Below are 24,696 nucleotides of genomic sequence, written 5' to 3'. Positions count from 1 at the left end.
GGGCCCGGCCGGTGACCGGGTGCGCTTCGCCTACCGCCTCCGGTTCGCGTCCTGCCCCGCCGACTGGCTGGTCGAACGTTCCGCCGCGCGCGGCGCGCGGGTCCCGGCCGGGCTGCGCCCGGACCCGATCGGCGGCGAGCGCTCCGTGGGCCTGTGCTACTTCGACCGGCGCGACCGCGCATTCCGATCGTCGGCTCTTGCCGCACCGGTACTGGGTACTTCGTACGTGGCGTCGACGCCGAACGAGGCCTACCGGCCGGGGGCTTCGGCGCATACCGGCCCGGTCGCCGGGGCTCCGCGTGCCGCGGCCCGGCCGTGGCACAGCCATACGCTGGGCGAACTGCTCTTCGGTCTCGACGGCGTAGCCACAGTGGTCTGCTACTTCGCCGATGGCCTGTTCGCCGTCTACGACGAGCGGCAGGACCTCACCTACTGGGAGACGCCGCCGGCCTTCGGCCGGCGCCTGTGCCAGGACCTGGCCGCGACCCGGGCCGCCGGGCCGGCCAAGGGACAGCCGCCCTCGCGGGTGCTGCTGCTCACCGACTTCGACGCGATCTCCGACAGCGCGCGCGAGCAGGTCGCGCAAGAGCTCGGCGGCCCGGAGTCGATCACCGTGAACGTGCCGTCGACCCTGTTCCTCGACGAGGCATCGAAGCACGGCGCTCCCAGGGCCCGCATCGCGCTACTGCCCGCGACCAGCGGCCACACCGCCCCGGTGTGGACAGCCACGACCACTGCTGGCACTTCCACCACACTGTCCCCAGCCCCAGGAGACATGGGAGACCGCATCAACAGGGCCCTTCCGGAGCTGGGGCCCGCCTCCGCCCAGCATGACGTCCCGTCACTGGTCGAGCCTGGCACATCGTTCGACGAGGTCGCGGGGCGTGAGCAGTCCGCTGCCGTGCCCCCCTGCCGGCGCAGCACCTGGAGTGGGCACTCGAGCGCGCGAGACAGCGGCGGGCCGCGCTGGATGGTGGCGCGGATCAGTCCCACCCTCCGACCGCGCCACCCTCACAGTCCTCGATCGTGCCGGGGCCCGGACAGCCTGGCATATCGCAACCCGTGCGCGGCACGACCCCGTCGTCGCACGTCTCGGACCGGTCCGCGTCTCCTTCTCTGCTGCCGTACGGTACGAGGGCGACTGAGTCGCGTCCCTACGCCGCACCACCGATGACGGACCCGCAGGCGAGTGGTCAGCACAGCGGCAAGACCCCGCAGGACCACGGGCAGCCGCCCCTGGTACGGACCGAGGACGCGCTCGCGGATTCCAGCTCCGCGGACATGTCTGCCACGCCGAGCACGTCGGGCTCCCGGGCACGCCCTCGCCTACCCCCGATCTGCACTGCGGCCCACGGGCAGTACACGACCCTGGAGCGCGCCGGCCCCCGGGGGCGGGAGCGGGCGCACGGCGCGAGCGGAGTCAGGGACGGGGCACTTGGCGCCACCTCTGCTTCTGCGACAGGTCGGCGTCCGAGGGGGACCAGGAACGCAGACTGGCCGCCCCGTCGGACCAGCCCGTCAGGACCTTGCCGTTCACATACGCCTCGACCCGGCCGTACGAGCCGTCGGGGAAGCGCCACAACTGCCCCGCGTCCTGCGCGGCATTGCACGGGGCCAGGAAGACCGACGTGTTGTCGTTGTCCAGGCACATGCCGTGCTCGTCGTTGCGTATCCGGTACACGGCTACGGCATCACCGAACGGCTGGTCAACCGTCCAGTGGATCCCCTCCGAGGCCAGCGAGCAGACTTTCTGCAACACGCGCGGTCCCGCGGACTGGACCCCCAGGCACAGACTCGTGTACCCGTTCGCGAGCAACATCCGGCTCACCACCTGGGTGCCCTGCTCCGTTCCGGCGGTCGCCGGGGCGGCTCCGGCCAGAATCAGGCCGGCTGCAGCCAGGGATACCGTTGTCTTGCGCATGTCCCACCTCCTGTTGACGGGGCCCTCATCAGGGCGGCTCCGCGCGGGACGTGAACTCCGCGCGGCACAAGTGCTACGCCGTCACAGGGGTGCCGGTTCACCGTGGACCGTACCGGTCGGATACTTGTACGCGAGCGCATGGCGGGCGGTCGCACCGGCGGGCGGAGCGCCCGGGGCGGCGGGGGCCCGGACGCCCCGTCGCGCAAGGGCCCGGACGCCCCGTCGCGCAAGGGCCCGGACGACGCGGAGCGTCTACGCCACCGACGTGAACCCGAGGCTCCTGACCTCCGCCTCTTCACGCCGCGCGCACGACTCCGCAGCGCCCGGGCCCGCCTGCGGGACCGGCTCGGACACCCGTCGGGGGATGAGGCGTCCGAGCCGGCCTCCGGAGCGGTTCTCGGACGACCTGCAGGGGGTCGCAGGGGTCCGAGGCGGCCTCCGGGGCGGGTCAGCCCCGCCATAGTGTCTACGCACCAGCCGGACGAACGGTTGGATGCCCGGCCGGTTCTCTGGCGGGAGCTACTGGGCCGGTGCCGTGAAATTCGTAGCGTCGCCCGCACTCTCCTGGTAGCGGGCGAGGGCGTCCTCCAGGCCCGGGATGCCCTCCTTCGGCAGGGAGGCGAACCACGTGCCGCCGACACCTTCGCCCTTCACGTCGCCGGGCCGTACGTCCTTGCTGTAGCGGTACGCGGGGATACCACCCAGCGTGAGCTGCTCGATGCCGTCGGGACGCTTCACACTGCCCAGCAGGGAGGCGGGCACGCCCGCTGGGAGGGTGACGCCCTCGGCCGGGACCGGCGGCCACGTCTTCGCGCAGGCGTCCTCGCAGACCGACTTCGACGGCTGCCGGCTGTCCTTGGTGAACCGGTAGAGGGTGAAGCCCTTGGCATCGGTGACCAGGGGACCCAGCTCGGGGTTCACGGCCACGCGCAACTCCTCGGACGGCTGGCCGGATTCGGGGGCGGCCGACTGCTCCGCGGTGGCGGTGGGCGACGGCTTGCTAGCGGCCGAGTCTCCGCCCGAGCCGCAGGCGGAAGCCAACAGCACGGTGGCCGCCGCGAGGGCAACGGCCGTGGTACGCCAGGTGATCATGTCGCTCCCTTCCTCGTCGCACCGCCCTGCCGACGGTGCGTACTCCGTGATGACGGAGTGGCGCCCCGACCGGTTCACGGCACTGTCCGGCCCGGCCAAGCCGCCTGCTCGCCGCACGCTGCCGCGGCGGCGTCCGGACCGGGGCGGTGGCGGCCCTGCGGGACGGCCGCCAGCCCCGGGCGGAGAACCGCCCGGCGTGCGCCCACCGACTGTCACGACCGCCGTGCCGACGGGTTGCGGAGCGGCGGAGAGGGCGCGCGCTCCGGCGCGGTGGCGTCCGGACCGATCTCGTCGAACAGTTCCCGCAGACGCGCCCGCTGCCCGGGGGTGGGATCCTGGCGCGGCGCGGCATCGAGGGCAGCCAGGAACCGGGACGGGTCCTCCTTCACAGGCATCTCCCGGGGCCAGGGACGTGGCCGACCGGTGCGACCGCTCCGGGCGCGGCGACGGCAGTGCGCCGGGTCGCGCGTAGGTTCTCAGGTGTCCGGCCAGGCGCCACTTGGCACGGCGCAGCCGCACCCCGTACACGGTCGGGGTGCAGCCGAGCAGGCAGGCCGCCTCGGTGTTCGAGAGCCCCTCCCACACGTGCAGCGAGAGGACCTCCTGATCCGCTTCGCCCAGGCTCTGCCAGGCATGGACGGTCCCTGCCGGGTCGCCGGTCCGGGCATCACCGCCGTCGCCCGGCTGCGGCTCGTCCCACTGCCGGATGTGAACGATGAGCCCCGACGACCCGCGTGTCTCCCGGGCCCGGCTCAGCATCACGGCGCGTGCCGCGCCGAGCAGCCACGCGAGGGGGTACGTGGGCACGTCCGGTCACCTCTGCCAGGCGGTGCGGAAGGCCTCCAGGGCGATGTCGTCGATCTGCGTCGCGTGCGCGCGCCGACGGACGTGGCTCAGGACGTCCCCGTGGTGCGTTGCGCAGATGTCGTGTACTCGGCGGTGGAGAGGGGCATGGCTTCCTTTCGTCGCGGTGGCCCGGACGGGCCGGGCGCGGACCCGTCAGGCGGGTGGGTGATGAGGAACCGGTGCGGCGGTGCGCGATGAGGATGCGCAGGGTGGGCGCGCGTCAGGAAAAGGTGGCCAGGTAGGCGCCCAGGAGCAGGAAGCAGACGATGCCGTGGACGTACTTCGCGCTCCACACGACACCGGTGAACTCGCGCAGCATGGCGCTGGGCAGGAAGTACCTCGCGGTCGGCGCGCCCAGCGAGTGCCCCCGCACTCCCACCCGGCGCGCGAGGAAACCGGCGCGCAGGACGTGGAAGTTGTTGGTGACGATGGCGCACCGGTAGTCGGAACCGGTCGCCTCCATGAGCTTCCTGCTGAAGCGCAAGTTCTCCTCGGTGGTGCGGGAGGCGTCCTCCCGGAGGATGTGCTCGTCGGGGACGCCGTGGTCCACAAGGTAACCGGCCATGGCGTGCGCTTCGGGGAGGTCCTCGTCAGGCCCCTGCCCCCCGGAGGTGACGAGCAGGGGGGTGCTGCCGTGACGCTCGATCTGCTGACGGTACAAGGCGTGGGCGCGGTCCAGGCGGCTGGCGAGCAGGGGAGGGACGCGGCTGCCACCGACGAGGCCCGAACCGAGCACGACGATGTAGTCCAGTCGTCCGCGGGTCCCCAGACGGCCGTAGAGGTGGCCGTAGAGCAGGAAGCACGAGAACAGGAACCCGAAATAGGCGGCGGGCAGCAGCAGGGCGCCGCTGACCATGTAGAGCTGCGGCAGGTCCAGGGCCAGTGCCGTCAGCGTCTGCACGGTGAGGAACAGGGCGCCCAGACCCGCCAGCAACGACAGGCGGTTGCCGAGGCCGCCTCCCTCCTTGCGCAGCATGCGGACGCCGTTGGCGAGGAGGAAACTGGTGAGCACCACCGGTCCCAGCACGACCAGCATCAGCTCCGACAGGATCACCACAGTATGGGAGCCGCTGTTGCTCTGCGCGGTCAGCATCGCCTGCAGCGTCAGCAGCAGCAAGGTCAGACCGAGGAAGACGGCGTTGCTGAAACGCCGTAGGTCGTAGAGGGCTCCGGCGACGAAGGCGAGAGCACACACCGCTGTGAGGACAAGGAGCATCGGGGACCCTCCGGGGCATCGGCACCTCGCACGGCGTCGGGCGCCCGCCCTGCGGACGGAGCCGCCACGTAGGGAGGTGGTTGTCGCACCGATCTACGGCGGAAGAAGGCCGCCGGTTCGAGCGGAAGCGTGCCGGAGCGGAATGGGCCTGAAGGGGCGGACCCTCGCCTTCCGGCCCCGGTCGGCGGCCGGAGCACCGGCGCCGGCCGGAGGGCCGGTCCGCGCCGTCCCAACGGCGGTCGCCCGGCAGCCGGAGACTGCCCCGCGCCCGGCCCCTCTCACGGCACCGCCCGGGCACGGACACCCCCTGTCCGAGGGCGGTTGACGCCTCGCCCGGCGGCGTCGTGCCGCCGGGGCCGGGTCAGCCGGGAAGGTCCGCCGAGGGCAGGGCGAAGTTGTTGTCGAAGACGTGGCCGGGGTCGTAGCGCGACTTGAGGAGTTTGAGCCGGTCCAGCACCGCGGCGGGGAAGGCGTCCCGCAGCTGTCGTGGCCCGGTGCCCGTCTCGAAGCTCAGGTAGAGCCCGTTCAGGTGCGGGCGGAGTTGTTCCCAGGACCGGTCCAGGGCGCTGCGCCCGGCCGGCAGGGTGGCGGCCATCAGCGAGAAGTTCTGCGTGCGGTGCGCGTAGGCCGTCGCCGTCGGGGGCGTGTCGTTGACCGCTCCGCCGACGGACCGCAGCTGCACCATGGGCGCCCGCCCCGCCACCAGCAGCGCGGCGACGGCGGTGGCGGCGGGTTCGGTGATGTGCTCCAGCAACCCGGACCGCGACACCGTGAGCGGCTGCTGCGCGTACTGCGCCGCGTGCGTGGCCGGCAGCAGCTGGTGGTACGGAGTGACGTAGGCCTGGTTGCGCAGCACGGGTCCGGCGGACAGAACGGGTCCGAGCGCCTCGCGCGCCGACTGCGGATCCGCCCCCGCGTACACGGTCATCGCCTGGGCGACGGGCTGTCCGCCGGGACCCGCCATGACGGTCAAGAAGCTGGTGACCGTTCGGGGCGCCGTTTCCACGGCGGCCCCCCACCGGGCCAGGAACGCGGCGGTGTCCGTGGCGTCGAACAGGGTGACAACGGCGATCACGTCGCCGACGGAAGGCGCCTGGAACTCGAACGCCGTCGCGACCCCGAAGTTGGCTCCCGCACCGCGCACCGCCCAGAACAGGTCCGGATCGTGACCGGCGTCGGTCCGCACGTGGCAGCCGTCTGCCAGGACCAACTCGGCGGCGCTCATGTGATCGATGGTCAGACCGTGCAGCCGGGACATGAGGCCGATGCCGCCGGCTGTGGCCAGCCCGCCGACCCCGACGTCGCCGGTGTCTCCGGAGGACAGGGCCAGCCCGTGCGGCGCGAGCTGTGCCGCGACGTCTCCCCAGCGGGCTCCCGCTTCCACGCGGACCAGGCCCGACTGAGCGTCGAGCACCTGCACGGCGTTCAGTGCGGAAAGATCGACGACGAGGCCGCCGTCGTTGGTGGAACGGCCACTGATGCCGTGGCCGCCGCTGCGTACGGTCAGCGGAATCCCTGCGGTGCGGGCGTGGGCCAGGGCGGCCGCGATGTCCTCGTGACCGCGGGCGCGTATCACCGCGGCCGGTGATCCGGTGCGGGTGTAGGTGTGCCGCACGTCGTCGTAGTCGCTGTCTCCCGGCCGGACCGCGAGCGCGGCGAGGGGGCTGGGCAGGGGAAGCCGAGAGGCCGGTGGTGAACTGTCGGTGGTGCGCATGGTTGCCTCCGCGATCTCCGTACGGGACGGGGATCGGCATGTGTCCGTTACTGGGGCGGGGTGGTCCGCACGCCGTGGGCGCGGGTGACCAGGTACTGCAGCGAGGCGTCGGCGTGCGGGCCGCTGCCGGCGATGAGCCGCCCCGCGTGGCTGCCGAGGTCCTCGGCGCTGAGCCAGCCGGGGTGGTCCGCGCCGACCGCGGCCCGCGGGCGGGTGCGGATGGGGCCGATGACGAGTTCGTACACGCGCGGGCCCGCACCGTTCAGTTCCGCCTCCAGCGAGCGCACCAGCGACTTCTTCGCCGCGTTGGTGGCTCCTACGAGGGCGGCGAACGGGTAGGGGATCTCCGCGCTGAAGCCGCTCAGATGCACCAGAGCGCCGTCACGGGACAGCAGCGGGGTGAGCGCCCGCAGCGCGTGGAAGTGGCTCGTCAGATTGGACGCGATCATGTCCTCCCATTCCCGGTCGGACGTGTCGAGGATGCCGGTGCGCTCCGGGCTGCCCCAGTCGCCGATGGAGATGACGGCGCCGTCGAGCGCGCCGTGGGACGACAGTTGTGCGCGCACCTTGTCGCTGTCGGCGGCACCGACGTCGACCGCCCGGGTGATCAGGGTGCCGGGTCCGGCCTGCCCGAGGTGGGCGGCGAGACCGGCCAGCCGTTCCTCACTGCGGCCGGTTGCCACGACAGTGGCTCCCTGGCGCAGCAGCGCGAGCGTCACTCCCTCGCCGATGCCGCCGGTCGCGCCCGCCACGAGGACGGTCCGCCCGGACAGCGGCCGGTGCTCGTTGATGTCGCTCATGGGGCGATCCTCTCTCTGTACGCCGGGCCGAAGGCCGACAACTCTAGTGACCGACTGGTCATTAGTGAGCGTATCTCGTTTGCCATTAATATCCAAGTGGTCATCCCCTGGAAGAGTGCTTCATGACGAAGAGAAGGCACCTCCCGTTCGCTAGACCGATTCGTTGCGCTCACTTAGTAACCAATCGGCTAGCTAACTGATGACCGCATGTACACTTGAATGATGGACACGTCACCCCCGAATCCCGGCGACCAGGACCCCGCTCCGGCCAAGAAGCGCAGGCGGGACCCGGAAGCGAGCAGGGCCGCGATCCTCGAAGCCGCCCGGACCGCCTTCGCCGAGCGCGGCTACACCAAGACCACCGTCCGCGACGTCGCACGCCGGGCCGGAGTGACCCACGGCCTGGTCCTGCGGCACTTCACGTCCAAGGAGCAACTGTTCCTCGCCGCCGTCCCCAGCCCGCGCACGCTCATGGCCGAAGTGGCCGGTGATCCCAAGTCCCTGCCGACGCGCATCGCCCGGTCCTACGTTCGGCGCATGGCCGAGAGCGCGGGCAGCGACCCGTTCGTGGCCATGCTGCGTGCGATGGCCTCGGAGGAGGAAACTGCCAGACGGCTGTTCACCGCGATGCAGCTGGACAGTCTAGAGATGTACCGGCAGGTGATTCCCGGCCCCGATCTGGAGGAGCGGGTGGCATCCGCGGGCGCCTATCTCATCGGGGTGACGTTCTCCCGGTACGTCTTCAGGAGCGGACCGCTGGCTGAGATGCCGGACGAACAGCTCATCCGGCACCTCAGCACCGTTCTGCGCGGCATCCTGCTGGACTGACGGGCGGCCTCGCCGCCTGAAGTGTCCTTCGGTTCCGGCCGGCCTCTGTCTCGCGCCGGGTAGCGGGGGGCGTTTAGATCAGGCTCTCTCTGGGCCACGGCGCCTTGTGACCGACCGACCCGAGCGGGATCTGGTGCGGGCGGCTGCACGGCGGAGGAGAGTGCCAGGGAGGAGCCCTGTCACCCAAAGACAACGCCGCAGACGTGCGCACCAGCCCCCGGCCCCGGCCCCGGCCCCGGCCCCGGCATGATCCAAACGACACCCCCCTAGCTAAGCTAGCGTTTCAGCACGGCTTCCATCACCGACTTGGCGATCGGACCCGCCAGCCGCCCGCCCGCGATGTCCTCGCGGGAGACGGACATCTCCGTCGGGTCGACGAACACCGCGACGGCGACGGCCGGTTCGCCGTCCGGGCCGTCGGCGTAAGCGACGAACCAGGCGTAGGGGCGTTCGTCACGGACGTCGGCACCGTGCTGGGCGGTCCCCGGCTTGCCTCCGACGGTGACGCCGTCGATGCGGGCCGGGGAGCCCGTGCCGTCCGTCACCGTGAACTCCATGGCCTGCCGCACCTGAGCGGCCGTGTCGGCGGAGACGGCCTCGGAGAGTACCTCGGGCTCCGTCTTGTCGATCACCGTCAGGTCCGAGGCACGGATCTCGTCGACGAGGTGCGGCTTCATGACCCTTCCGTCGTTGGCGATGCCCGCGGCCACCATCGCCATCTGCAACGGCGTGCTGGTGACGCTGCCCTGCCCCATGCCGCTCAGCGCGGTCTGCGGTTGGTCCGGTTGCCGGGGATAGAGACTGGCACCGGCGCGCACGGGCAGGAACTGCTCGGCGTTGAAGCCGAACTTCTCGGCCGTCTCGCGCATCTTCTCCGGACCCGTTTCGAGGGCCGCGTCGAGGAAGACGTTATTGCAGGACCACTGCAGGGCGGTCTTCATCGACACGTCCTCGCACTGCTCGTCGGGCACGACACTGCCGATGGTGCTCGAGCTGAGCGGCATCCGGTAGGGGGACGGCGCGTCCGACCGGGTGTCGATGTCTTCGAGGACGCCGTGTTCAAGCGCGGCCGCGGCGGTGAGGATCTTGAACGTGGATCCGGGCGGGTACGTCTCGCGCAGTGCACGGTTGACCAAAGGCTTGCCAGGGGCATTGTCGAGGCGCTCGAAGACGTCACCTTCGGCGAAGGTGGCACCGGCGAACTCAGCGGGATCGTAGGACGGGGCACTGGCAAGGGCCAGCACGCGGCCGGTGGACGGCTCCAGGGCGACGACCGCTCCCCTGGCGTCGTCGAGTGCGGTCAACCCCTCGTAGGCGGCCCGCTGCGCGGCGGGGTCGACGGTGGTGACGATGTCGGCCCCGCGCTGCCGCTGGCCGATGAGCCAGTCCGTGGGCGAGCTGCGAAGCCGCGGATCGGTGCCGTCGAGCAGGTCGTCCTCGACCCCCTCCAGGAAGGTGGCGCCATGCGCCTGCGAGAAGTAGCCGGTGACGGGGGCGTACAGGGCGCCGTCCTGGTAGGACCGCTTGTAGCGCAGGTCCCCGCTGGCCGTCTCCTGTGAGCCGGTGATGGCCTTGCCGCCGACGATGATGTCACCGCGCGGCTGGGAGAAGGCCTCGATCCGCAGGCGCCGGTTCTCCTCGTCGCTCTGCAGCTCCGCCGCGTCGACGAACTGCAGCCAGTGCGCCCGGCCCATGAGGGAGGCGACCAACAGGCCGCACACGATGGCGCTGCGCAGGATCGGCCGGTTCACGCCGGGTCGCCAGGGACGGTGGAGAGCAGGTCCCGGATGACGGGCCCGGCGGACCTGCCGCCGGTGACACCCTGCTCGACGACGCAGGCGACAGCGACGTTGCCCCGGTGGGCCACGAGCCACCCGTTGTTGGGATCCGTGGCGTTGACCTCGGCGGTACCGGTCTTGGCACCCACCTCGCCGGGCAGGTCAGCCAGCATGGAGGCGGTGCCGTCGGTGACAGTGCGGCGCATCAGCTCGCGCAGCTGGGTAACGGTCCCCGCGGGCAGGTCGGTGGTCTTGGTGCGGTCCTCGGCGTCCGGCACCAGCTTGGGCTGGTGGAAGGTGCCGGAGACGGCGGTCGCCGTCACCGACGCCATGACCAGCGGGTTGGCGAGCACCTTGCCCTGGCCGATCATCGCTGCGGCCTTCTCCGTCTCGTCCTTCGGTACGGGAACGGAACCGTCGAAGGAGGAGACGCCGGTGCTCCACTCCTGTCCCATGCCGAAGTACGTGTCGGCGACGTCCTTCAGCTCGGCGTCGGACAGCTTGCCCCGCAGGCCGATGAAGGCGGTGTTGCAGGACTCGGCGAAGTCCTCGCGGAAGGTGGCGCCGGGGTGCTCGGACTTCTCCACGTTCTGGAACCGCTTGCCGACGGTGAGGTACTGGGGGCAGTCCACGACCTGATCGGGCTGCACGGCGTCCTTCATGAGCAGGGCGGCGGTGGTGACCACCTTGAAGGTGGAGCCGGGCGCGTAGGTGCCGGAGACGGCGCGGTTGAAGCCGGAGGCGGGTGAGTTGGCCACAGCGAGGATCTCGCCGTTATCGATGCGCAGCGCGACCAGGGCGGCGCTCTTGCCGCCCGCCTTGGACAACGCCTTCTCGGCGGCGGACTGCCAGGTGGCGTCGAGCGTGGTCCGCACCGGTTCGTCGGGCGGGGCTGCGGAGGAGGAACCAAAGCTGGCCTCCGTGGCGGTGACCGCTCCGGTGGAACGGCTGACCCGCTGGATCTCCCCGCGGGCACCGCCGCCGGCCCGGCCGGCCAGCTCAGTCAGGACGGGCGCGAGGCTGGGGTGGGTCGCGGTACGCAACCTGTTGCCGGCCCGGTCCTCGAAGTCCGCCGATATCTCCTCGCGCTCCAGGCGGAACTTCTCGGTGTCGCTGAGCTTGGGGTGGACCAGGGAGAGGGCCCAGTCCACGGTCCAGTCACCGTCGGAGGCCTGGCTGACGGGAAGGGCGGAACGGTACGTCCAGGTGCCCAGCCCGGTGACCGGCATCTTCGCGGTGAACGGCACCTGTACCGAGCCGTCCTCGCGCAGTACCGGTTCGCCCGGCGTGAAGGCCGGCTTGCTGATCTCGAGCCCTTCGGTGAAGCTGCGCAGGATGCGGTCGGCCTCCTCAGGCTGGGAGGTCAGCGCTCCCGCCCGCTCCGTCCGGCCCGCCGCCCAGTCGTTCAGGAAGTCCCGCGCGGTGTCGACGGCCGCCGGGTCGGGACCGTCGGTGCCGCCGAAAGGCCCCAGCTCGGTGGCGTAGGCGGCCCCGACGGCGAGCGCGAGGACCAGGCCGGTGGCCAGCGCGACGCGGCCCTTCCTGCCGCGACGGCGAGCCGGGAAGCCTGCGTGGTGGGTTTGCGTCATTTCTTGTCCTCGGTGAAGTCGGCACTCGGGTGCGCTGAACGCCTCCGCCCGACGGAAGGTGAATGGCAAGCGGGCCGGAAACGGGCCGACAACGAGTGCGGTTCACCGCTTGCGACAGCACACAGGGAACGCTGACCGGAAGAAGAAGGCCCACGACACGGCGGCATTCATCCCGCCGTCACGGCAGCGTTCCGGTCAGTCGCGGCAGACAGCGGGGCCTAACTTCCTGTGCATTCGCTTCTCTTCGATCTGTGCGGGCCGCCGCCCCTGAAGCGGCGAGGCGACGGCCACCAGTTGCTACAACGAATGGCAGAGCCACTCAGTTCACCCGACTCGGCGAAAACAGAGACACGATCCCGGCCGGACTGGTCATGGCGGCACCCGCACGTGACGACACCGTCGCCGTAGCCGTAGTCGGTGCCCGCCCGGAGGGTCCGGATGACCGGACAGCGGACGGCAGGCCCCGAGCATCCGCCGTCGCGACGGCTGCGGCGGCACGGCCCACACACCGTCCGCCCGCCAGGGGGGTGCGGAGCCGTGCGCACCACGGCGTCCAACCCATGCTTCACGGCTCCGCACTCATGACTACGTGGTGCCGCGGCAACCGGTTCGATCATCCCTCGCGCGGCGGACCTCAGCCGCGCCGAACGCCCTCGAGGAAGCGTCCGGCGAGGTCGATACGTTCAGCCAGCGACAGATGAGTCTGCCCGGGGTCGAGGAACAACTCGTGCACCCCGGCCTCGGCCGCGGCCCGCGCGTAGTCGACGTACTGCTGGAAGGTGCCGCGGAAGGGCACCTCCTCCTGCGTGACCGGCTCATCGGTGAGCTGGAGGTTCACACGCAGAGCCATGCGCAGGGCGGCCGGGTCGCGTCCGGCGTCACGGGCTTCACGCTCGACGATGCCCCACAGGTTCATCAGGACGTCGAGCGGCATGGCCACCGGGAGCCAGCCGTCCGCACGCCTGGCGACCCGTCGCAGCCCCTCGGAGCTGAAGGCAGCCAGCAGGACGGGCGGACGTGGCCGCTGCACCGGCCGTAGATCCACCGTGGCCGGCGGCACCTCGAAGAGGTTCCCTTCGTGAGCCATGACCTCGGCGGTCCAGTACGTCTCCAGCAGATCGAGCGTCTCCTCCAACCGGGCGCCCCGGCCCTTCCAGGGCACATTCACTGACTGGTACTCGTCACGCAACCACCCCAGTCCGATACCGATGTCGAGCCGGCCGCCGCTGAGGACGTCGAGAGTGGTGAGTTGACGAGCCAACACCAGCGGCGGCTGCCACAACGCGTTGAGGGTGCTGGTACCGATCCTCACCCGGTTGGTGTGTGCCGTGGCGAACGCGAGCGAGACCAGCGGATCCATGTGCAGACGGTAGGCGGACGGCATGACACCGCCACCCGGATAGGCATCTTGCGGCGCAAGGGGCGCCAGCAACCGGTCCCCGGTCCACAACGAGTCGTAGCCCATGTCCTCCGCGCTGCGGCTCACCTCCACCATGGCCCGCAACCCGGCGTCGCGGCCGTAGTTCGGCAGGGCCAGCCCAATACGCATTGTGTACACCTTTGCAGCAGTCGGTCCCGGTCGGTGCCCGGGTGTTGCCGCTTGTACGGCGATGCGGGCACATCCGGTTCACCTACGAAACCCGGTTTTGGTGACAGCGGGTGAACCACCACCTGTCTGCGGCCGTTCCAGCACCGACGACGGTGGGGCCAGGTGGCCAGCCAACCGCCCGGACGCACACCATGCACCTGCCGTCCCGCATCCGATCGAGGGGATTCACGTGAACACGGCTGTCAGCTCCACACCGCCCACGGAGACAGGGGAGGCCTCCGCCGTCGCTGCACGAGGGCGGCAGATCGTCAAGGCATACGGTGCCGGAGAGACCCAGGTGCTCGCACTGGACCACATCGACGTGGACATCATGCGGGGACAGTTCACGGCCATCATGGGACCCTCCGGCTCCGGGAAGTCCACGCTGCTGCACTGCCTCGCCGGCCTGGACACCGTCACCAGCGGCCGCATCGAGCTCGGCGGCACGGAGATCACCGGCCTGAAGGACAAGGACCTCACCCAGCTGCGCCGGGACCGGATCGGATTTGTCTTCCAGGCCTTCAACCTCCTGCCGACACTGAGCGCGCGAGAGAACATCACCCTGCCCATGGACATCGCGGGCCGCCAACCCGACCCGGCCTGGCTGGACCGGATCATCGCGACCGTCGGCCTCGGGGAACGCCTGGAGCACCGGCCCCGACAGCTCTCCGGCGGCCAGCAGCAGCGGGTAGCCGTCGCGCGCGCCCTCGCGTCCCAGCCCGACATCGTCTTCGGTGACGAACCGACCGGGAACCTGGACTCGCGGGCGGGCGCGGAGATCCTCGGCTTCCTGCGAACCTCCGTCGACGACCTGGGGCAGACCATCGTGATGGTCACCCACGACCCGGTCGCCGCCTCCTACGCAGACCGTGTGATCTACCTGGCCGACGGCCGCATCGTGGACGGGATGGAAAGCCCCACCGCGGACGCCGTCCTAAACCGCATGAAGGCCTTCGACGCACGCGGGCGGACATCGTGACCGTACTCCGCACCTCCGTACGCACCTTCCTCGCGCACAAGGGCCGCATGGTCCTGTCGGCGGTGGCGGTGCTGCTGTCCGTCGCCTTCGTCTCCGGCACGCTGGTGTTCACCGACACGATGAACACCACCTTCGACCGGCTGTTCGCGGTCACCTCGCCCAACGTCACCGTCCTGCCCGACGACGAGGACGCCGCGGCCGCGGACCGGCCAGCCACCCTGCCCGCCGGCGTCGTGGACGCCGCCGCCGGGGCATCCGGCGCCGCCTCCGCCGAAGGGGCGGTGGCCGACATCCGGGTGACACTCGTCGCCGGCGGCGAGCGCATCGACGCCCCCGGCAACACGGGCACGTTCGCCGGCAGCTGGACAAAGAACGACCAGCGCTCCTTGGACATCACCTCCGGCCGCGCGCCGCGCGGCGGCTCCGAACTGCTGCTCGACGCCGAGACCGCCAACGAGCACGGGTTGAAGGTCGGCGACGAGATCTCGGTCGTCGCACTTCCCGGAGACTTCACCGCGCGCGTTGCCGGCATCGCCTCCTTCAAGGTGGCCAGTCCCGGCACCGGCGTCGTCCGCTTCGACACCGGCGCCGCCCAGCAGCGCCTCCTCGGCCAGCGGGACGCCTTCACCCACGTCTACGTCACGGCACGGGCCGGTGTGAGCGACACCCAGCTCAAGAAGTCGGTCACGGCCGCGGTGCCGGCATCGTCCCAGCTGCTCACGGCGGACGAGGCCGCCGAACGGGACGGCCACACGATGGCCTCCTCCCTCCAGGCCCTGACCTACGCGATGCTCGGGTTCGCGGGCGTGGCGTTTCTCGTCGGGACGTTCCTCATCGTCAACACCTTTTCCATGCTGGTCGCCCAGCGCACCCGGGAGATCGGCCTGTTGCGGGCCATCGGATCCAACCGCCGCCAGATCAACCGCTCAGTGCTGACCGAGGCCGTCCTGCTCGGCCTGTCCGGGTCTGTGGCGGGCCTCGCCACGGGCATCGGCCTGGCAGTCGCCCTCATGTCATTCACGGGTGCCGCCGGGGTCGAGGCATCGACGCAGGACCTGACCATCGCCTGGACCACGCCCGCCCTGAGCATCGGACTCGGCATCGTCGTCACCGTCCTGTCGGCGTACGTGCCCGCCCGGCGCGCCGGCAAGATCTCCCCCATCGCCGCTCTGCACGACAGCGAGGCGCCCGCGGAGGGACGGACCGGACGGATCCGGGCGGTCATCGGCGCGGTCCTGTCCGTCATCGGACTCGGCGTCCTGACAGCGGCCTGGCAGGCCGGGGAGACCTCCACGGCGGCCGGGCTGCTCGGCCTGGGCGTGCTGCTGACCCTGGTCGGCCTCATCGTCGTGGGACCGCTGTTGGCCGGTGTGATCGTGCGGGCCCTGAGCACGGTCCTGCTGCGCTGGTTCGGGCCCGTGGGCCGGCTGGCCGAGCGCAACGCACTGCGCAATCCGCGCCGCACCGGCGCCACCGGAGCGGCCCTGATGATCGGCTTGGCGCTGGTGGCGTGCCTGTCCGTGGTGGGTTCTTCCATGGTGGCGTCGGCCACCGCCATCCTCGACAAGTCGGTCCGCGGTGACCTGATGATCAGTGCTGACTCGGGTCAACCGCTGCTTCCCCAGGCACAGCGCGCCCTGGCACGGGCCGAGCACATCGAGCACCTCACCGACTACCGCGTCCTGGGCGCCGACGTCGACACCGGCGACGGCGCTCCGCGGCGCGGGCTGGTCATCGCGGCCGACCCGACCTTCACCCAGGACCTCCTCGTCGACACGGCCTCCGGTGACCTGGACGCCGCGTACACCCTCGACAAGGCGTCGGTCAGCGAGACGTACGCCCGTGAGCACGGCCTGAAGGTCGGGGACCCGCTGCGCATCGCCTTCATCGGGGGCACGAGCGGCCGCATCACCGTGGCGGCCATCACCTCCGACGAGTCGAGCACTGAGAAGGACGCGGTCTACCTGGCCCTCGCCACGGCACGCAAATACGTGAAGGAGGACCGGCTTCCGCTGAGCACCGTGATGTACGCCGAAGCCGTAGACGGCCAGGAGAAGGAGGCCTACGCGGCGTTCGAGAAGGCGCTCGCGCCCTATCCGCAGTACACGGTGCAGAGCACGGCCGACTTCAAGGAGACCCTGCGCAACGAGGTCAGCCAACTGCTGAACATCGTTTACGGCCTGCTGGCGCTCGCGATCGTCGTCGCGGTGCTGGGCGTGGTGAACACCCTGGCACTGTCGGTGGTCGAGCGCAGGAGGGAGATCGGTCTGCTGCGGGCCATCGGCGTCTCGCGCAAGCAAGTGCGGCGCATGATCCAGCTGGAGTCGGTGGTCATCGCGCTGTTCGGCGCGGCGCTGGGCCTGGGCCTGGGCCTGGCCTGGGGCGTCGCCGCGCAGCGCCTGCTGTCCCTGGAGGGTCTGGACACCCTGGAAATCCCGTGGCCGACGATCCTGACGGTCTTCGTCGCCTCGGCCTTCGTGGGCCTGCTCGCGGCCCTCGCTCCGGCGTTCCGGGCCGCGCGGACGAACGTCCTGGCCGCCATCGCCTCCGGCTCCTGAGGGCCGGCCGCTCGCCGCAGCCCGGCCCGGCACGGGTCCGTCACCACGAGGACCGGTGTTCGGGCCGGCGCTTCCGGCGCGGGTGCCCTCCGGGGAACACCGCGCCGGACGGACGGGCCATCGGCCAGACGTGCCGCAGGCCCGCACGTCACGCCACCCGCACCGGGAACGGGTCCTCCGCTCGGGAGCCGACCACGGCAGCCAGGGCCTCCAAGGGTGACGGCCGGCCCTGGCGTCCTCCGGCAGGAGGTACGCCAGGCGCTCACCCACCGCCGACGTCGCGTCCGGGCCGACCGGTGCGCGTCCACCGCGAGGCCCCCGGACCCGCGCGCGGACGGCACGGACCGCGGTCAGGACGGCTCCGCCCCATGGAGCGGTGCCCCGGGAAGCAGCGATGTCCCCGTCCGGATCACGCCCGGACACCCAGCCCGCGCGGGCCCGTGTGGCGTCCGGTGCTCCAGCACGCCCAGTGCGGTCTGACACCCGGCGGCACCCGGCCGCGCGCCACGAGTCTCCAACCCCTCCGACGCGCTGGCCGCCAAAGCGGCGTCCGAGAGCGCGTTCTCGGGACTGCTCCTGGGCCTGGGCGCGGTGGCCCTGCTGGTGGACGGGGTCGGCGTGGCCAACACGATGATCATCTCGGTGCTGGAACGTCGGCACGAGATCGGGCTGCGCCGCTCCCTGGGTGGTACCCGCGGTCAGATCCGCGTCCAGTTCCTGACCGAGCCCGTACTGCTGTCCGGGCTGGGCGGCGTGGTGGGACTGCTGCTCGGGCTGAGCGCAACCCGGACGTACGCACTGGTGATGAACATGCCGTGGGTCATGCCGGTCTGGGCGGTCACGGGCGGGCTGGGCGCGACAACCGTGATCGGCGCCGTGGCCGGGCTGTACCCGGCCGTCCGGGCGGCCAGGCTCTCCCCCACCCTGGCGCTGCACGCCGGATAGACGCCCGCTGAGCGGTGGCGGGACCCACGCCTCCCGCTCACACGCCGCCGCCCGACTCCGGGGCACGGGGCGCCTTCCGGCGCCCTTCCCCCGGAGGGCCATGAAGAGCGGACGATCAGCGGCGGACAGTCGGCCGGGGCCAGGCGAGGAGGCCGGGTGTGGTTCCCACCGGGACGGCAGCCACCCCACCCCCGTCCCGCCGCCCAGCGACGCCGTGCCACCCGGCGCGGTGACCGCGTCCACGACACCCCTCGTCCTGACGCGGGGCACCCGCAGTGAACCGAACGCGGCCGTTGGGCGTTCCAACGGGTGCCCCCCTCCGCGCCGCTGGTTGCCGTCGCGCGTCGAGGGGAAGACGGACGCCCGCCGGTCTCTCCGCTTCCGGAGATCGGCGGGTGTCCGGGAACCGGCCGACAAGGCACAGCGGAGGAACGCACGATGACCGATCCGGGACAGTTCACCGAGACCCGGTGGATAGACGTCGGGCCCCGGGCCAAGACCCCGATAGACGCAATCGCCACCGCCGGACGCACCGGGTCAGCGAACGCACGCGCCGCCGAATTCCTGTGGTGCGAACGCGGCCACGGAGGGCTGCCTCGCGTCCAGTTGTTCCCCTCGTACGAGGCGGCGGCGCGCAACGTACTGGACGGTACGGCCAGCCATCTACTCGTTTCCAACGGCCATCCGGACATCGCTACGTTCTACGAGGACACGAACCTGCGGTTCTCCTCGGCGTTCTTGCACAGCACCCCGTACGTCCTGGTCGGCGACGTCCCGTTGGACTTCGAAGCCCCTCGGGTAGCCGTCCCGGCGGGCCTGTCCACAGTGGCCGCCCGCCTCTTGGCTGAGCATTTCCCGTCGTTCGTCGTCAGCAACGTGGGCCACGACGACGAGGCCGTCGCGGCGGTCCGCGGCGACCGGGCCGATGTGACCGTTCTGACCTCCGACAAGGCCAGCGCCTGTGCGCTTCCCGTGCTGCCCGGCCGCCACACCAGTCGCATGCTGTGGACGGTCTTCCTGCCCTCCGCGCCGGTCCAGTGAGCGCGCCAGCACACCCCGCCGCGGTCCCCACCCAGACCTCGCCCGTCACGCCGTACCGGACTCTGCACTTGCTGCTGACGGCCGTGTCGCTGACGCTGGTCCTGCTCAGCGTGAATCGCCGCACCGAGCTGACGCTGTCCTTCGTCGCACCGAACGAGTTTCTGCGCTGGACGGACCTGAACAACATGGTCCTCGGCATGGTCACGGTGTTGCTGTACTACGCGATCATCACCCACCTGACCGGCGCCGGACCGGGCAGGTTCACCCGATTCACCCCACACGGACCGGTGTTCGCGCTCGCCGCCTACCTGTACGCGTGCAGCTACGGCATGCACGAGATCACCAACTACCTCAACTCGCGTTTCTGCCTGAACGGGTCGGGCGCCGCCTGCCGGATCATCGACTTCAACGACAGCGAGTTCTCGCACTACCTCTTCTTCGGCGGCTTCATCCTGCTGAACGCCAGTATCGTCCTGGCCCAGTTGCACGTGCCGGCGATGGCTCCGCTCACCCGCATGGACAACGTCCTGCTGGTGCTCAACGCCGCCTTCGTCGCCGCGGGTATCGCCGCCAACCTGGCGTTCGAGCAGATCGGCATCGACCTGTACGTCGTCGCGGCTGTCGCCCTGGGGACCCTGACGGCGGCCCACCGCCTGCCGGGCCAGCCCATACTCCGCTACTACAACGTCGGATACATCGGAGGGCTGGTGCTGACGGCCGCGATCAGGACCGCTTCCTGAGCACCCCGCCCCGTGCGGCGCCATCACCGCAGGACGAACCGAGGGAGATCGTGCCCGGTCACCGGAGGAGGGCCGCAGTGGTGGCAGCCGGCAGGTAGCGCCGAGCGGTCCCGACGAGCCGACGGCCGGGCGGGGGACGGTCCCCCCGCCCGGCCGTCTTTCTTGGTCCCCCGGTGATTTACTCCGCCGGCCGGTGAACCGCTTCGTATGCCGGGCCGTAGTGCAGTGTGGCAAGAGCCGACCCGTGCGCCGCGGCTCTGTGCGCGGTCACCGCTCACCGCGCCGCTGTTCCGTGCCGGAGCCGGACCGATGGGGGTCCCGCGTTCTGCGCGGAACAGTGCCTTGCGGCATCGCGCCCTCGTTCCCGCACGGTCAGCGCGAGGGAGGACACCGGGGTGGCCGCGGTGAACCCTTCGGCACCACTCGCCGTAGAGCGGGGCGTGGCAGACATCATCGTGGGCACGTTTCCGGCGACCGGACATGTCGTTTCCCTCCAACCCATCGTCCGTGAGCTGGTCCGGCGCCGACATAGCGTCAGGTGGTACACCTCGGAACGGTACGCCGGCCAGGTGGCCGCGACCGGCGCCGTGTTTGAGCCGATGAGCCCTCACCTGGACCGGCTGGCCGGTGACCTGGACGAGCGGTATCCCGAGCGGGCCGCCCTCAAAGGGCTCAAGCGGATGAAGTGGGACTTGAAGCACCTGTTCATGGACCCGGTGGCCGAGCAGGTCGAGGAACTGCGCCTGCTCAGGGCCCGCAGGCCGACCGACGTGCTGCTGTGCGACCCCGGTTTCGGTGCGGCCCGGCAGCTGGGTGAACTGGTCGGACTGCCTTGGATCAGCGTGGGCTCGACCCCACTGACGCTACCCAGCAGGGACACCGCCCCGTTCGGCTCCGCGCTCCCGCCCAGCTCCAGCGTGCCCGGACGGCTGCGTAACGCCGCTCTGGGGTTCGTCTTCAACCGTGTGGTGATGCGCGACGTGGTCGCCTACCGCGACGCCCTGCGCGTGCAGACGGCCCTCCCTCCGGCCCGTGAGGACGTGATGGGTGCGGGTATCTCCCCTCATCTGCACCTGCAGAGCGGGGTCGCGGAGCTGGAGTATCCGCGCAGCGATCTGCCGCCGTATGTCCACTTCATCGGTTCCCTCGACGACGACGTGACCGATCCGCGGCCCATGCCCGCGTGGTGGGAGGAGGTGCGCGCGGCGAACCGGCCTATCGTGCACGTCACTCAGGGCACAGTGGCCAACACCGAACTGGACGACCTGCTGCTTCCGACCCTGCGGAGTCTGGCGGGGCAGGACGTCGTGGTGGTCGCCACGCTGGGCGACGACACCGCGCGACGTGTGCTGCCCTCCGGTCTCCCGGACAATGCCTACGTCGCCCCGTACCTGCCGTACAGCCGGTTCCTGCCGCACGTCGACGTCATGGTGACCAACGGTGGTTTCGGCGGGGTCAACGAGGCGCTGCGCCACGGTGTGCCGCTGGTCGTCGCGGCGGGCAGTGAGGAAAAGCCTGAGGTGGCCGCCCGTGTCGCCTACTCGGGGGCAGGGATCGACCTGCGCACGGGCAAGCCGGACCCGGCCGCGATCCGCAGGGCGGTGCACACGGTGCTGGCCGGTTCGGCGCACCGCGAGCGGGCCGCCGAGCTGGCCAAGCAGTACGCCGCGGTGCAGGCTGGCCCGCGGGCGGCTGACCTGATCGAGCAAGTGGTCCTCACCCACTGCTGAAACGCAGCCGTCCCGGCTCCGTGAGGACACGGAGCCGGGACGGCGCGGCAGCTATCACTCCCCCGCGTGCAGCACCCCTCGCTCCTGCAGTTCCCGGCGCAGCAGGCGCATCGTGTAGAAGGTGCGCGACTTCACCGTGCCGGGCGGGATACCGAGGACCTCCGCCGCCTGGGTGACGGTGTGGCCCCGGAAGTAGAGCAAGGTGATCACCTCACGCTGCTGCTCCGTGAGCGTGTTCAGTACCTCCAGCAGGACGTGGGACGTGAGGATCCGCTCGGTCTCGTCACCGAGAGCGGCGAGCGGACGGTCGGGCAGCTGGTTCTCGGGTGGTCTAATCCGGCGGGCCCGGTGGCTGTCGATTACCAGGTTGCGCACCACCGTGAACAACCACGGCCGAGCCTGGTCGACGTCGCCGCCGAAGGAGTCGGTGTGTTTCCAGGCACGTGCGAAGGCATCCTGGAGGATGTCCTCGGCATGGTGCCAGTCCCCTCCCAGCAGCTTTGCGGCATACCGTCTCAGCATGCTCGCGTGGCGTTGGTAGAGGTCCCGAACGAACTGATCGTTGTCCGCGACCTGGTGCTGGTGACCTGAGTCACCCGGGACGGGTGTGTCCGCTTGCGCGGAGGTCGTGGTCCGCCTCATTGCGTGGCGTCCGTTCCTTCATCTCGGCTTTCCGTGGCGTGCCCGGCCGCGATCGACACGACAGGGCAGACTTACGCTGCGACAGATGCCTTGAAGGATTCTTAGAACGAACCTGAGGTTGTGGGCACGGCGACCGGGCCGCGACAGCGGGAAGGCGCCTACCGGTGGGGTCGGCCGGGGCGGACCCCACGGCGGGCCACAGTGATATGTCCCGGCGAACACGTGCCAGCCGTCGGCACGGGGCCGGACTCGCTGGCACGGGAGCACTCGGTGTCGGCCGGGACCCGGGGCTCGGGGTCCGACGGCGCGTACATCGCGACCAGGTCGAGCAGCGGCAGCACCTCGCCGAGCTGCTCGTACTGCTCACGGCAGAAAGCGCAGCCGCGCATGTGGTCGTCGACCGCGGTGCGCTCGGGTTCTTCCAGTGAACCGAACAGACGGGCGGCGAGGGCGGGACATGCCTGCTCGCAGTCCACGGGGGCCTCCAGAATCGGACAGGACGCACCCGCAGCGACAGTCGGGTGACCACTTCCCATCCTGCCCTGTTCGGCGTCCTCCATGCCCGGTGTTTCCCGGACGTTTTTGGCGGCGGCCGAGCCGTGTGCCGCCCCACACGGGGGACCACGGCCGTCACCGCCCGCGCCGGGGACACCACCCGTTTCCGACGTCGCCTCTTGCCTTGCTTGCCGCCGTCACCGCCCGCGCCGGGGACACCACTGCGGCGTGTCGCTTCCGTCCGGTGCAGGATCTCCAGTGTCCGGCGGCGCCTCCCGGACAGGACGGGCCAGCCCGCAGTGCCCGGTGCCAGGCCGTCACCACCTCCTGCAGGTCGCCGGCACCACACTGGCTGTCCCGGAGCCCGAGCCGCAGCGCACGCGCGCGCAGATCCAGATGAGCCGGCCGTCGGGGAACCGGTCGAGAGCGCTGCGTGCGAAGGCCGGTACGGGGGCTGTCCGGAGCGTCCCGGCAGAGGCCTTCGCCCCCCCGTACTCTCCAAGCCGAAGCGAAGCGGTACGCACCCCAGCGCTTCGGGGACGGGCCGCCGTCCTCGGCGACAGGGGAAATAGGGGAAGGGCACCGAACTTGAGGACCTGCCCGGTCGTAGTTCCTTACAGGACGGTGTCCACCCTGGCGTCCACCGCTCACATGCGCGCAGGCATGAACTGCCGTACGCCAGTTCCGGCACCGGACATGGCTGCGGAACTCAGAAAGGACTCACACACGTGCGATCCCCAAAGGAAGCCCTGACCGGCCGGCGTTCCTTCCTCGCTCTCACCACCGCCGGAGTGGCGCTCTCGGGGGTGGCTTTCGTCGCACGGCCCACGGAGGCCGAGGCCCACCCCGTCCCCGCCACGCCTGCCCGCGGGCTGGGGTCGGCCGTCCGGGAACTGCGCCAGCTGGAACGGCAGCACTCGGCCAGGCTGGGCGTGTTCGCCTGGGACACGGCGACGGACCGGACCATCCTGCACCGTGCCGGGGAACGCTTCCCCATGGCCTCCACGTTCAAGACGCTCGCCGTCGCCGCGGTGCTGCGGGACTTGAACGCCAACGGCAAGTTCCTCAGCAAGACCATCCGTTACACCGCGGAGGACACCACCCGGTCCGGTTACGCCCCTGTCACCGGTCTGCCCGAGAATCTCGAGCACGGCATGACGGTGGAGGAGCTGTGCGCGGTGTCCATCACCCACAGCGACAACGCCGCGACCAACCTGCTGCTCAAGGAACTCGGCGGTCCCACCGCAGTCACCCGGTTCTGTCGCTCCCTCGGTGACATGGTCACCCGTCTGGACCGCTGGGAGCCCGACCTCAACTCCGCCGAGCCCGGCCGGGTCACGGACACCAGCACGCCGCTGGCCCTCGGTAAGACGTACGCCAGGGCCACCCTCGGTGACGCCCTGCGGCGCGCCGACCGGACGCGTCTGACGGGTTGGCTGCTCGCGAACACCACGGGCGCCAAGCGCTTGCGTGCCGGTCTGCCCGGCGACTGGCGGGTCGCGGAAAAGACCGGCACCGGGGAGTACGGCACCACAAACGACGCCGGACTCGCCTGGCCTCCCGGTGAGGAGCCCATCGTGATCACCGTCCTGTCCACCAAGGACGACCCCGAGGCCCCGGCGGACGAACCGCTGCTCGCCGAGGCGGCGAGGGTGGTCGCCAAGCACCTGGGCTGACAGCGACCGAAGCGGGCCGGGTGATTCGGTCGCTGCTGCGCTTACGGGCGTCTGCCCAGGTCAGCGTGGGTGAACGTGGCCACACAGCGGCCGAAGCGACTGAAGTTCATACTGAGCGGATGCTTTGGCCCACCGGTGGCTGAGATGTGCGGCGAATCGGTGCGCTGCCCGGCCGGTGTCCCCCAAGGTTGCGGAGCGCGAGGGCTCAGCACGCGCCGAACCGCCTGACACGCGGGAGGATCGCCGCGTGGGAACGCCGGTCCGCGGGATCCTGGTCGGATGCCGCGGACCGGCGTTACGTGTGTGGTGGTTTGTTGGGGTCGTGTGTGGTGGTGGGTTCAGACGTTGGGGACGGTGGGGAAGTCGAGTTCGGTGTTGGCCCAGCGGTTGAAGGTGTTGGTGTAGGTGTTGAGGGCGATGTGGAGGGGTAGTTCGGCGAGTTCGGTGTCGGTCCATCCGGCTTGCTGGGCGGTCTTCCAGTTGGTGTCGCTGACCACGCCGACCTGTGCCACTGCTTC

Annotated in this window: 19 protein-coding genes and 3 pseudogenes; 9 read left to right on the top strand and 13 right to left on the bottom strand. The window is 70.8% G+C overall.

What is annotated here, in order from left to right; translation table 11 throughout:
- Positions 1-19 precede the first annotated feature (19 nt).
- Positions 20-1,174, top strand: coding sequence for a hypothetical protein (locus KUM32_RS19725; protein ID WP_217143264.1), 1,155 nt, complete (start codon positions 20-22; stop codon positions 1,172-1,174).
- 246 nt (positions 1,175-1,420) lie between these two features.
- Here KUM32_RS19725 and KUM32_RS19720 read toward each other — a convergent pair whose 3' ends face one another.
- The 7 genes and pseudogenes from KUM32_RS19720 to KUM32_RS19690 all read right to left on the bottom strand — a co-directional run bounded on the left by KUM32_RS19720 (position 1,421) and on the right by KUM32_RS19690 (position 7,589).
- Positions 1,421-1,921 carry a ricin-type beta-trefoil lectin domain protein gene (locus tag KUM32_RS19720; RefSeq protein ID WP_217143250.1) on the bottom strand — a complete coding sequence of 167 codons (501 nt, stop codon included), beginning with the start codon at positions 1,919-1,921 and terminating at the stop codon, positions 1,421-1,423.
- Between the two features lie 519 nt (positions 1,922-2,440).
- A complete protein-coding gene (locus tag KUM32_RS19715; protein ID WP_217143249.1) occupies positions 2,441-3,013 on the bottom strand; it encodes a hypothetical protein in 573 nt (190 codons plus the stop codon).
- Positions 3,014-3,225: 212 nt separating this feature from the next.
- Positions 3,226-3,408 carry a hypothetical protein gene (locus KUM32_RS19710; RefSeq protein ID WP_217143248.1) on the bottom strand — a complete coding sequence of 61 codons (183 nt, stop codon included), beginning with the start codon at positions 3,406-3,408 and terminating at the stop codon, positions 3,226-3,228.
- Positions 3,409-3,562: 154 nt separating this feature from the next.
- A pseudogene (locus KUM32_RS43595) lies at positions 3,563-3,772 on the bottom strand (sigma-70 family RNA polymerase sigma factor); the annotation flags it as partial.
- A gap of 307 nt (positions 3,773-4,079) precedes the next feature.
- Complete coding sequence (locus KUM32_RS19700) at positions 4,080-5,075, bottom strand: YdcF family protein (RefSeq protein WP_217143247.1); 996 nt, start codon at positions 5,073-5,075, stop codon at positions 4,080-4,082.
- Positions 5,076-5,436: 361 nt separating this feature from the next.
- A complete protein-coding gene (locus tag KUM32_RS19695; RefSeq protein WP_217143246.1) occupies positions 5,437-6,789 on the bottom strand; it encodes an FAD-binding oxidoreductase in 1,353 nt (450 codons plus the stop codon).
- 47 nt (positions 6,790-6,836) lie between these two features.
- Positions 6,837-7,589, bottom strand: a complete 753-nt coding sequence (locus KUM32_RS19690; protein ID WP_217143245.1) for an SDR family oxidoreductase — start codon at positions 7,587-7,589, stop codon at positions 6,837-6,839.
- Positions 7,590-7,811: 222 nt separating this feature from the next.
- Here KUM32_RS19690 and KUM32_RS19685 point away from each other — a divergent pair, with 222 nt between their 5' ends.
- Positions 7,812-8,417, top strand: a complete 606-nt coding sequence (locus KUM32_RS19685; protein WP_217143244.1) for a TetR/AcrR family transcriptional regulator — start codon at positions 7,812-7,814, stop codon at positions 8,415-8,417.
- Between the two features lie 275 nt (positions 8,418-8,692).
- Here KUM32_RS19685 and KUM32_RS19680 read toward each other — a convergent pair whose 3' ends face one another.
- The 3 genes from KUM32_RS19680 to KUM32_RS19670 form a co-directional block, all read right to left on the bottom strand.
- Positions 8,693-10,168: a penicillin-binding protein 2 gene (locus tag KUM32_RS19680; RefSeq protein WP_217143243.1), complete on the bottom strand. Its 1,476-nt coding sequence runs from the start codon at positions 10,166-10,168 to the stop codon at positions 8,693-8,695.
- Entirely contained in the window at positions 10,165-11,784 is a 1,620-nt protein-coding gene (locus KUM32_RS19675; protein WP_217143242.1) for a penicillin-binding transpeptidase domain-containing protein, read from the bottom strand. The genes KUM32_RS19680 and KUM32_RS19675 overlap by 4 nt, the downstream gene beginning before the upstream one ends.
- 634 nt (positions 11,785-12,418) lie before the next feature.
- Complete coding sequence (locus KUM32_RS19670; RefSeq protein WP_217143241.1) at positions 12,419-13,333, bottom strand: TIGR03619 family F420-dependent LLM class oxidoreductase; 915 nt, start codon at positions 13,331-13,333, stop codon at positions 12,419-12,421.
- A gap of 229 nt (positions 13,334-13,562) precedes the next feature.
- On the opposite strand from KUM32_RS19670, the gene KUM32_RS19665 reads away from it, so the two are divergent.
- The 6 genes and pseudogenes from KUM32_RS19665 to KUM32_RS44995 all read left to right on the top strand — a co-directional run bounded on the left by KUM32_RS19665 (position 13,563) and on the right by KUM32_RS44995 (position 21,365).
- A complete protein-coding gene (locus KUM32_RS19665; RefSeq protein WP_217143240.1) occupies positions 13,563-14,351 on the top strand; it encodes an ABC transporter ATP-binding protein in 789 nt (262 codons plus the stop codon).
- The gene (locus KUM32_RS19660; RefSeq protein WP_217143239.1) at positions 14,348-16,909 is read left to right on the top strand and encodes an ABC transporter permease; all 2,562 of its coding nucleotides are present in this window, start codon (positions 14,348-14,350) and stop codon (positions 16,907-16,909) included. Before KUM32_RS19665 ends, KUM32_RS19660 begins: the two co-directional genes overlap by 4 nt.
- Positions 16,910-17,416: 507 nt before the next feature.
- A pseudogene (locus tag KUM32_RS19655) lies at positions 17,417-17,854 on the top strand (ABC transporter permease); the annotation flags it as partial.
- A gap of 438 nt (positions 17,855-18,292) precedes the next feature.
- Entirely contained in the window at positions 18,293-18,895 is a 603-nt protein-coding gene (locus tag KUM32_RS19650) for a hypothetical protein (protein ID WP_217143238.1), read from the top strand.
- Positions 18,892-19,635, top strand: a complete 744-nt coding sequence (locus KUM32_RS19645; protein WP_217143237.1) for a hypothetical protein — start codon at positions 18,892-18,894, stop codon at positions 19,633-19,635. Before KUM32_RS19650 ends, KUM32_RS19645 begins: the two co-directional genes overlap by 4 nt.
- Positions 19,636-20,075: 440 nt before the next feature.
- Complete coding sequence (locus KUM32_RS44995) at positions 20,076-21,365, top strand: glycosyltransferase (RefSeq protein WP_217143236.1); 1,290 nt, start codon at positions 20,076-20,078, stop codon at positions 21,363-21,365.
- Between the two features lie 54 nt (positions 21,366-21,419).
- On the opposite strand, the gene KUM32_RS19635 is transcribed toward KUM32_RS44995, so the two are convergent.
- Entirely contained in the window at positions 21,420-22,007 is a 588-nt protein-coding gene (locus KUM32_RS19635; RefSeq protein WP_217143235.1) for a sigma-70 family RNA polymerase sigma factor, read from the bottom strand.
- A 158-nt stretch (positions 22,008-22,165) separates the two neighbouring features.
- Positions 22,166-22,483: a hypothetical protein gene (locus KUM32_RS19630; RefSeq protein WP_217143234.1), complete on the bottom strand. Its 318-nt coding sequence runs from the start codon at positions 22,481-22,483 to the stop codon at positions 22,166-22,168.
- Positions 22,484-23,230: 747 nt separating this feature from the next.
- Between KUM32_RS19630 and bla the strand changes: the two genes are divergently transcribed.
- Positions 23,231-24,178: a class A beta-lactamase gene (bla, locus tag KUM32_RS19625; RefSeq protein WP_308408682.1), complete on the top strand. Its 948-nt coding sequence runs from the start codon at positions 23,231-23,233 to the stop codon at positions 24,176-24,178.
- A gap of 338 nt (positions 24,179-24,516) precedes the next feature.
- On the opposite strand, the pseudogene KUM32_RS19620 reads toward bla, so the two are convergent.
- Positions 24,517-24,696: pseudogene (locus tag KUM32_RS19620) on the bottom strand (carboxymuconolactone decarboxylase family protein); the annotation flags it as partial.

It is taken from the genome of Streptomyces sp. AC627_RSS907, assembly GCF_019049165.1.
This window is presented reverse-complemented; position numbering and strand designations above follow the sequence as displayed.

Coding starts and splice junctions, on each gene's coding strand:
- KUM32_RS19675 (WP_217143242.1), bottom strand. CDS start 11,784: ATGACGCAAACCCACCACGCAGGCTTCCCGGCTCGCCGTCGCGGCAGG.
- KUM32_RS19690 (WP_217143245.1), bottom strand. CDS start 7,589: ATGAGCGACATCAACGAGCACCGGCCGCTGTCCGGGCGGACCGTCCTC.
- KUM32_RS19650 (WP_217143238.1), top strand. CDS start 18,293: ATGACCGATCCGGGACAGTTCACCGAGACCCGGTGGATAGACGTCGGG.
- KUM32_RS19710 (WP_217143248.1), bottom strand. CDS start 3,408: ATGCCTGTGAAGGAGGACCCGTCCCGGTTCCTGGCTGCCCTCGATGCC.
- KUM32_RS19635 (WP_217143235.1), bottom strand. CDS start 22,007: ATGAGGCGGACCACGACCTCCGCGCAAGCGGACACACCCGTCCCGGGT.
- KUM32_RS19720 (WP_217143250.1), bottom strand. CDS start 1,921: ATGCGCAAGACAACGGTATCCCTGGCTGCAGCCGGCCTGATTCTGGCC.
- KUM32_RS19695 (WP_217143246.1), bottom strand. CDS start 6,789: ATGCGCACCACCGACAGTTCACCACCGGCCTCTCGGCTTCCCCTGCCC.
- KUM32_RS19685 (WP_217143244.1), top strand. CDS start 7,812: ATGGACACGTCACCCCCGAATCCCGGCGACCAGGACCCCGCTCCGGCC.
- KUM32_RS19670 (WP_217143241.1), bottom strand. CDS start 13,333: ATGCGTATTGGGCTGGCCCTGCCGAACTACGGCCGCGACGCCGGGTTG.
- KUM32_RS19715 (WP_217143249.1), bottom strand. CDS start 3,013: ATGATCACCTGGCGTACCACGGCCGTTGCCCTCGCGGCGGCCACCGTG.
- KUM32_RS19700 (WP_217143247.1), bottom strand. CDS start 5,075: ATGCTCCTTGTCCTCACAGCGGTGTGTGCTCTCGCCTTCGTCGCCGGA.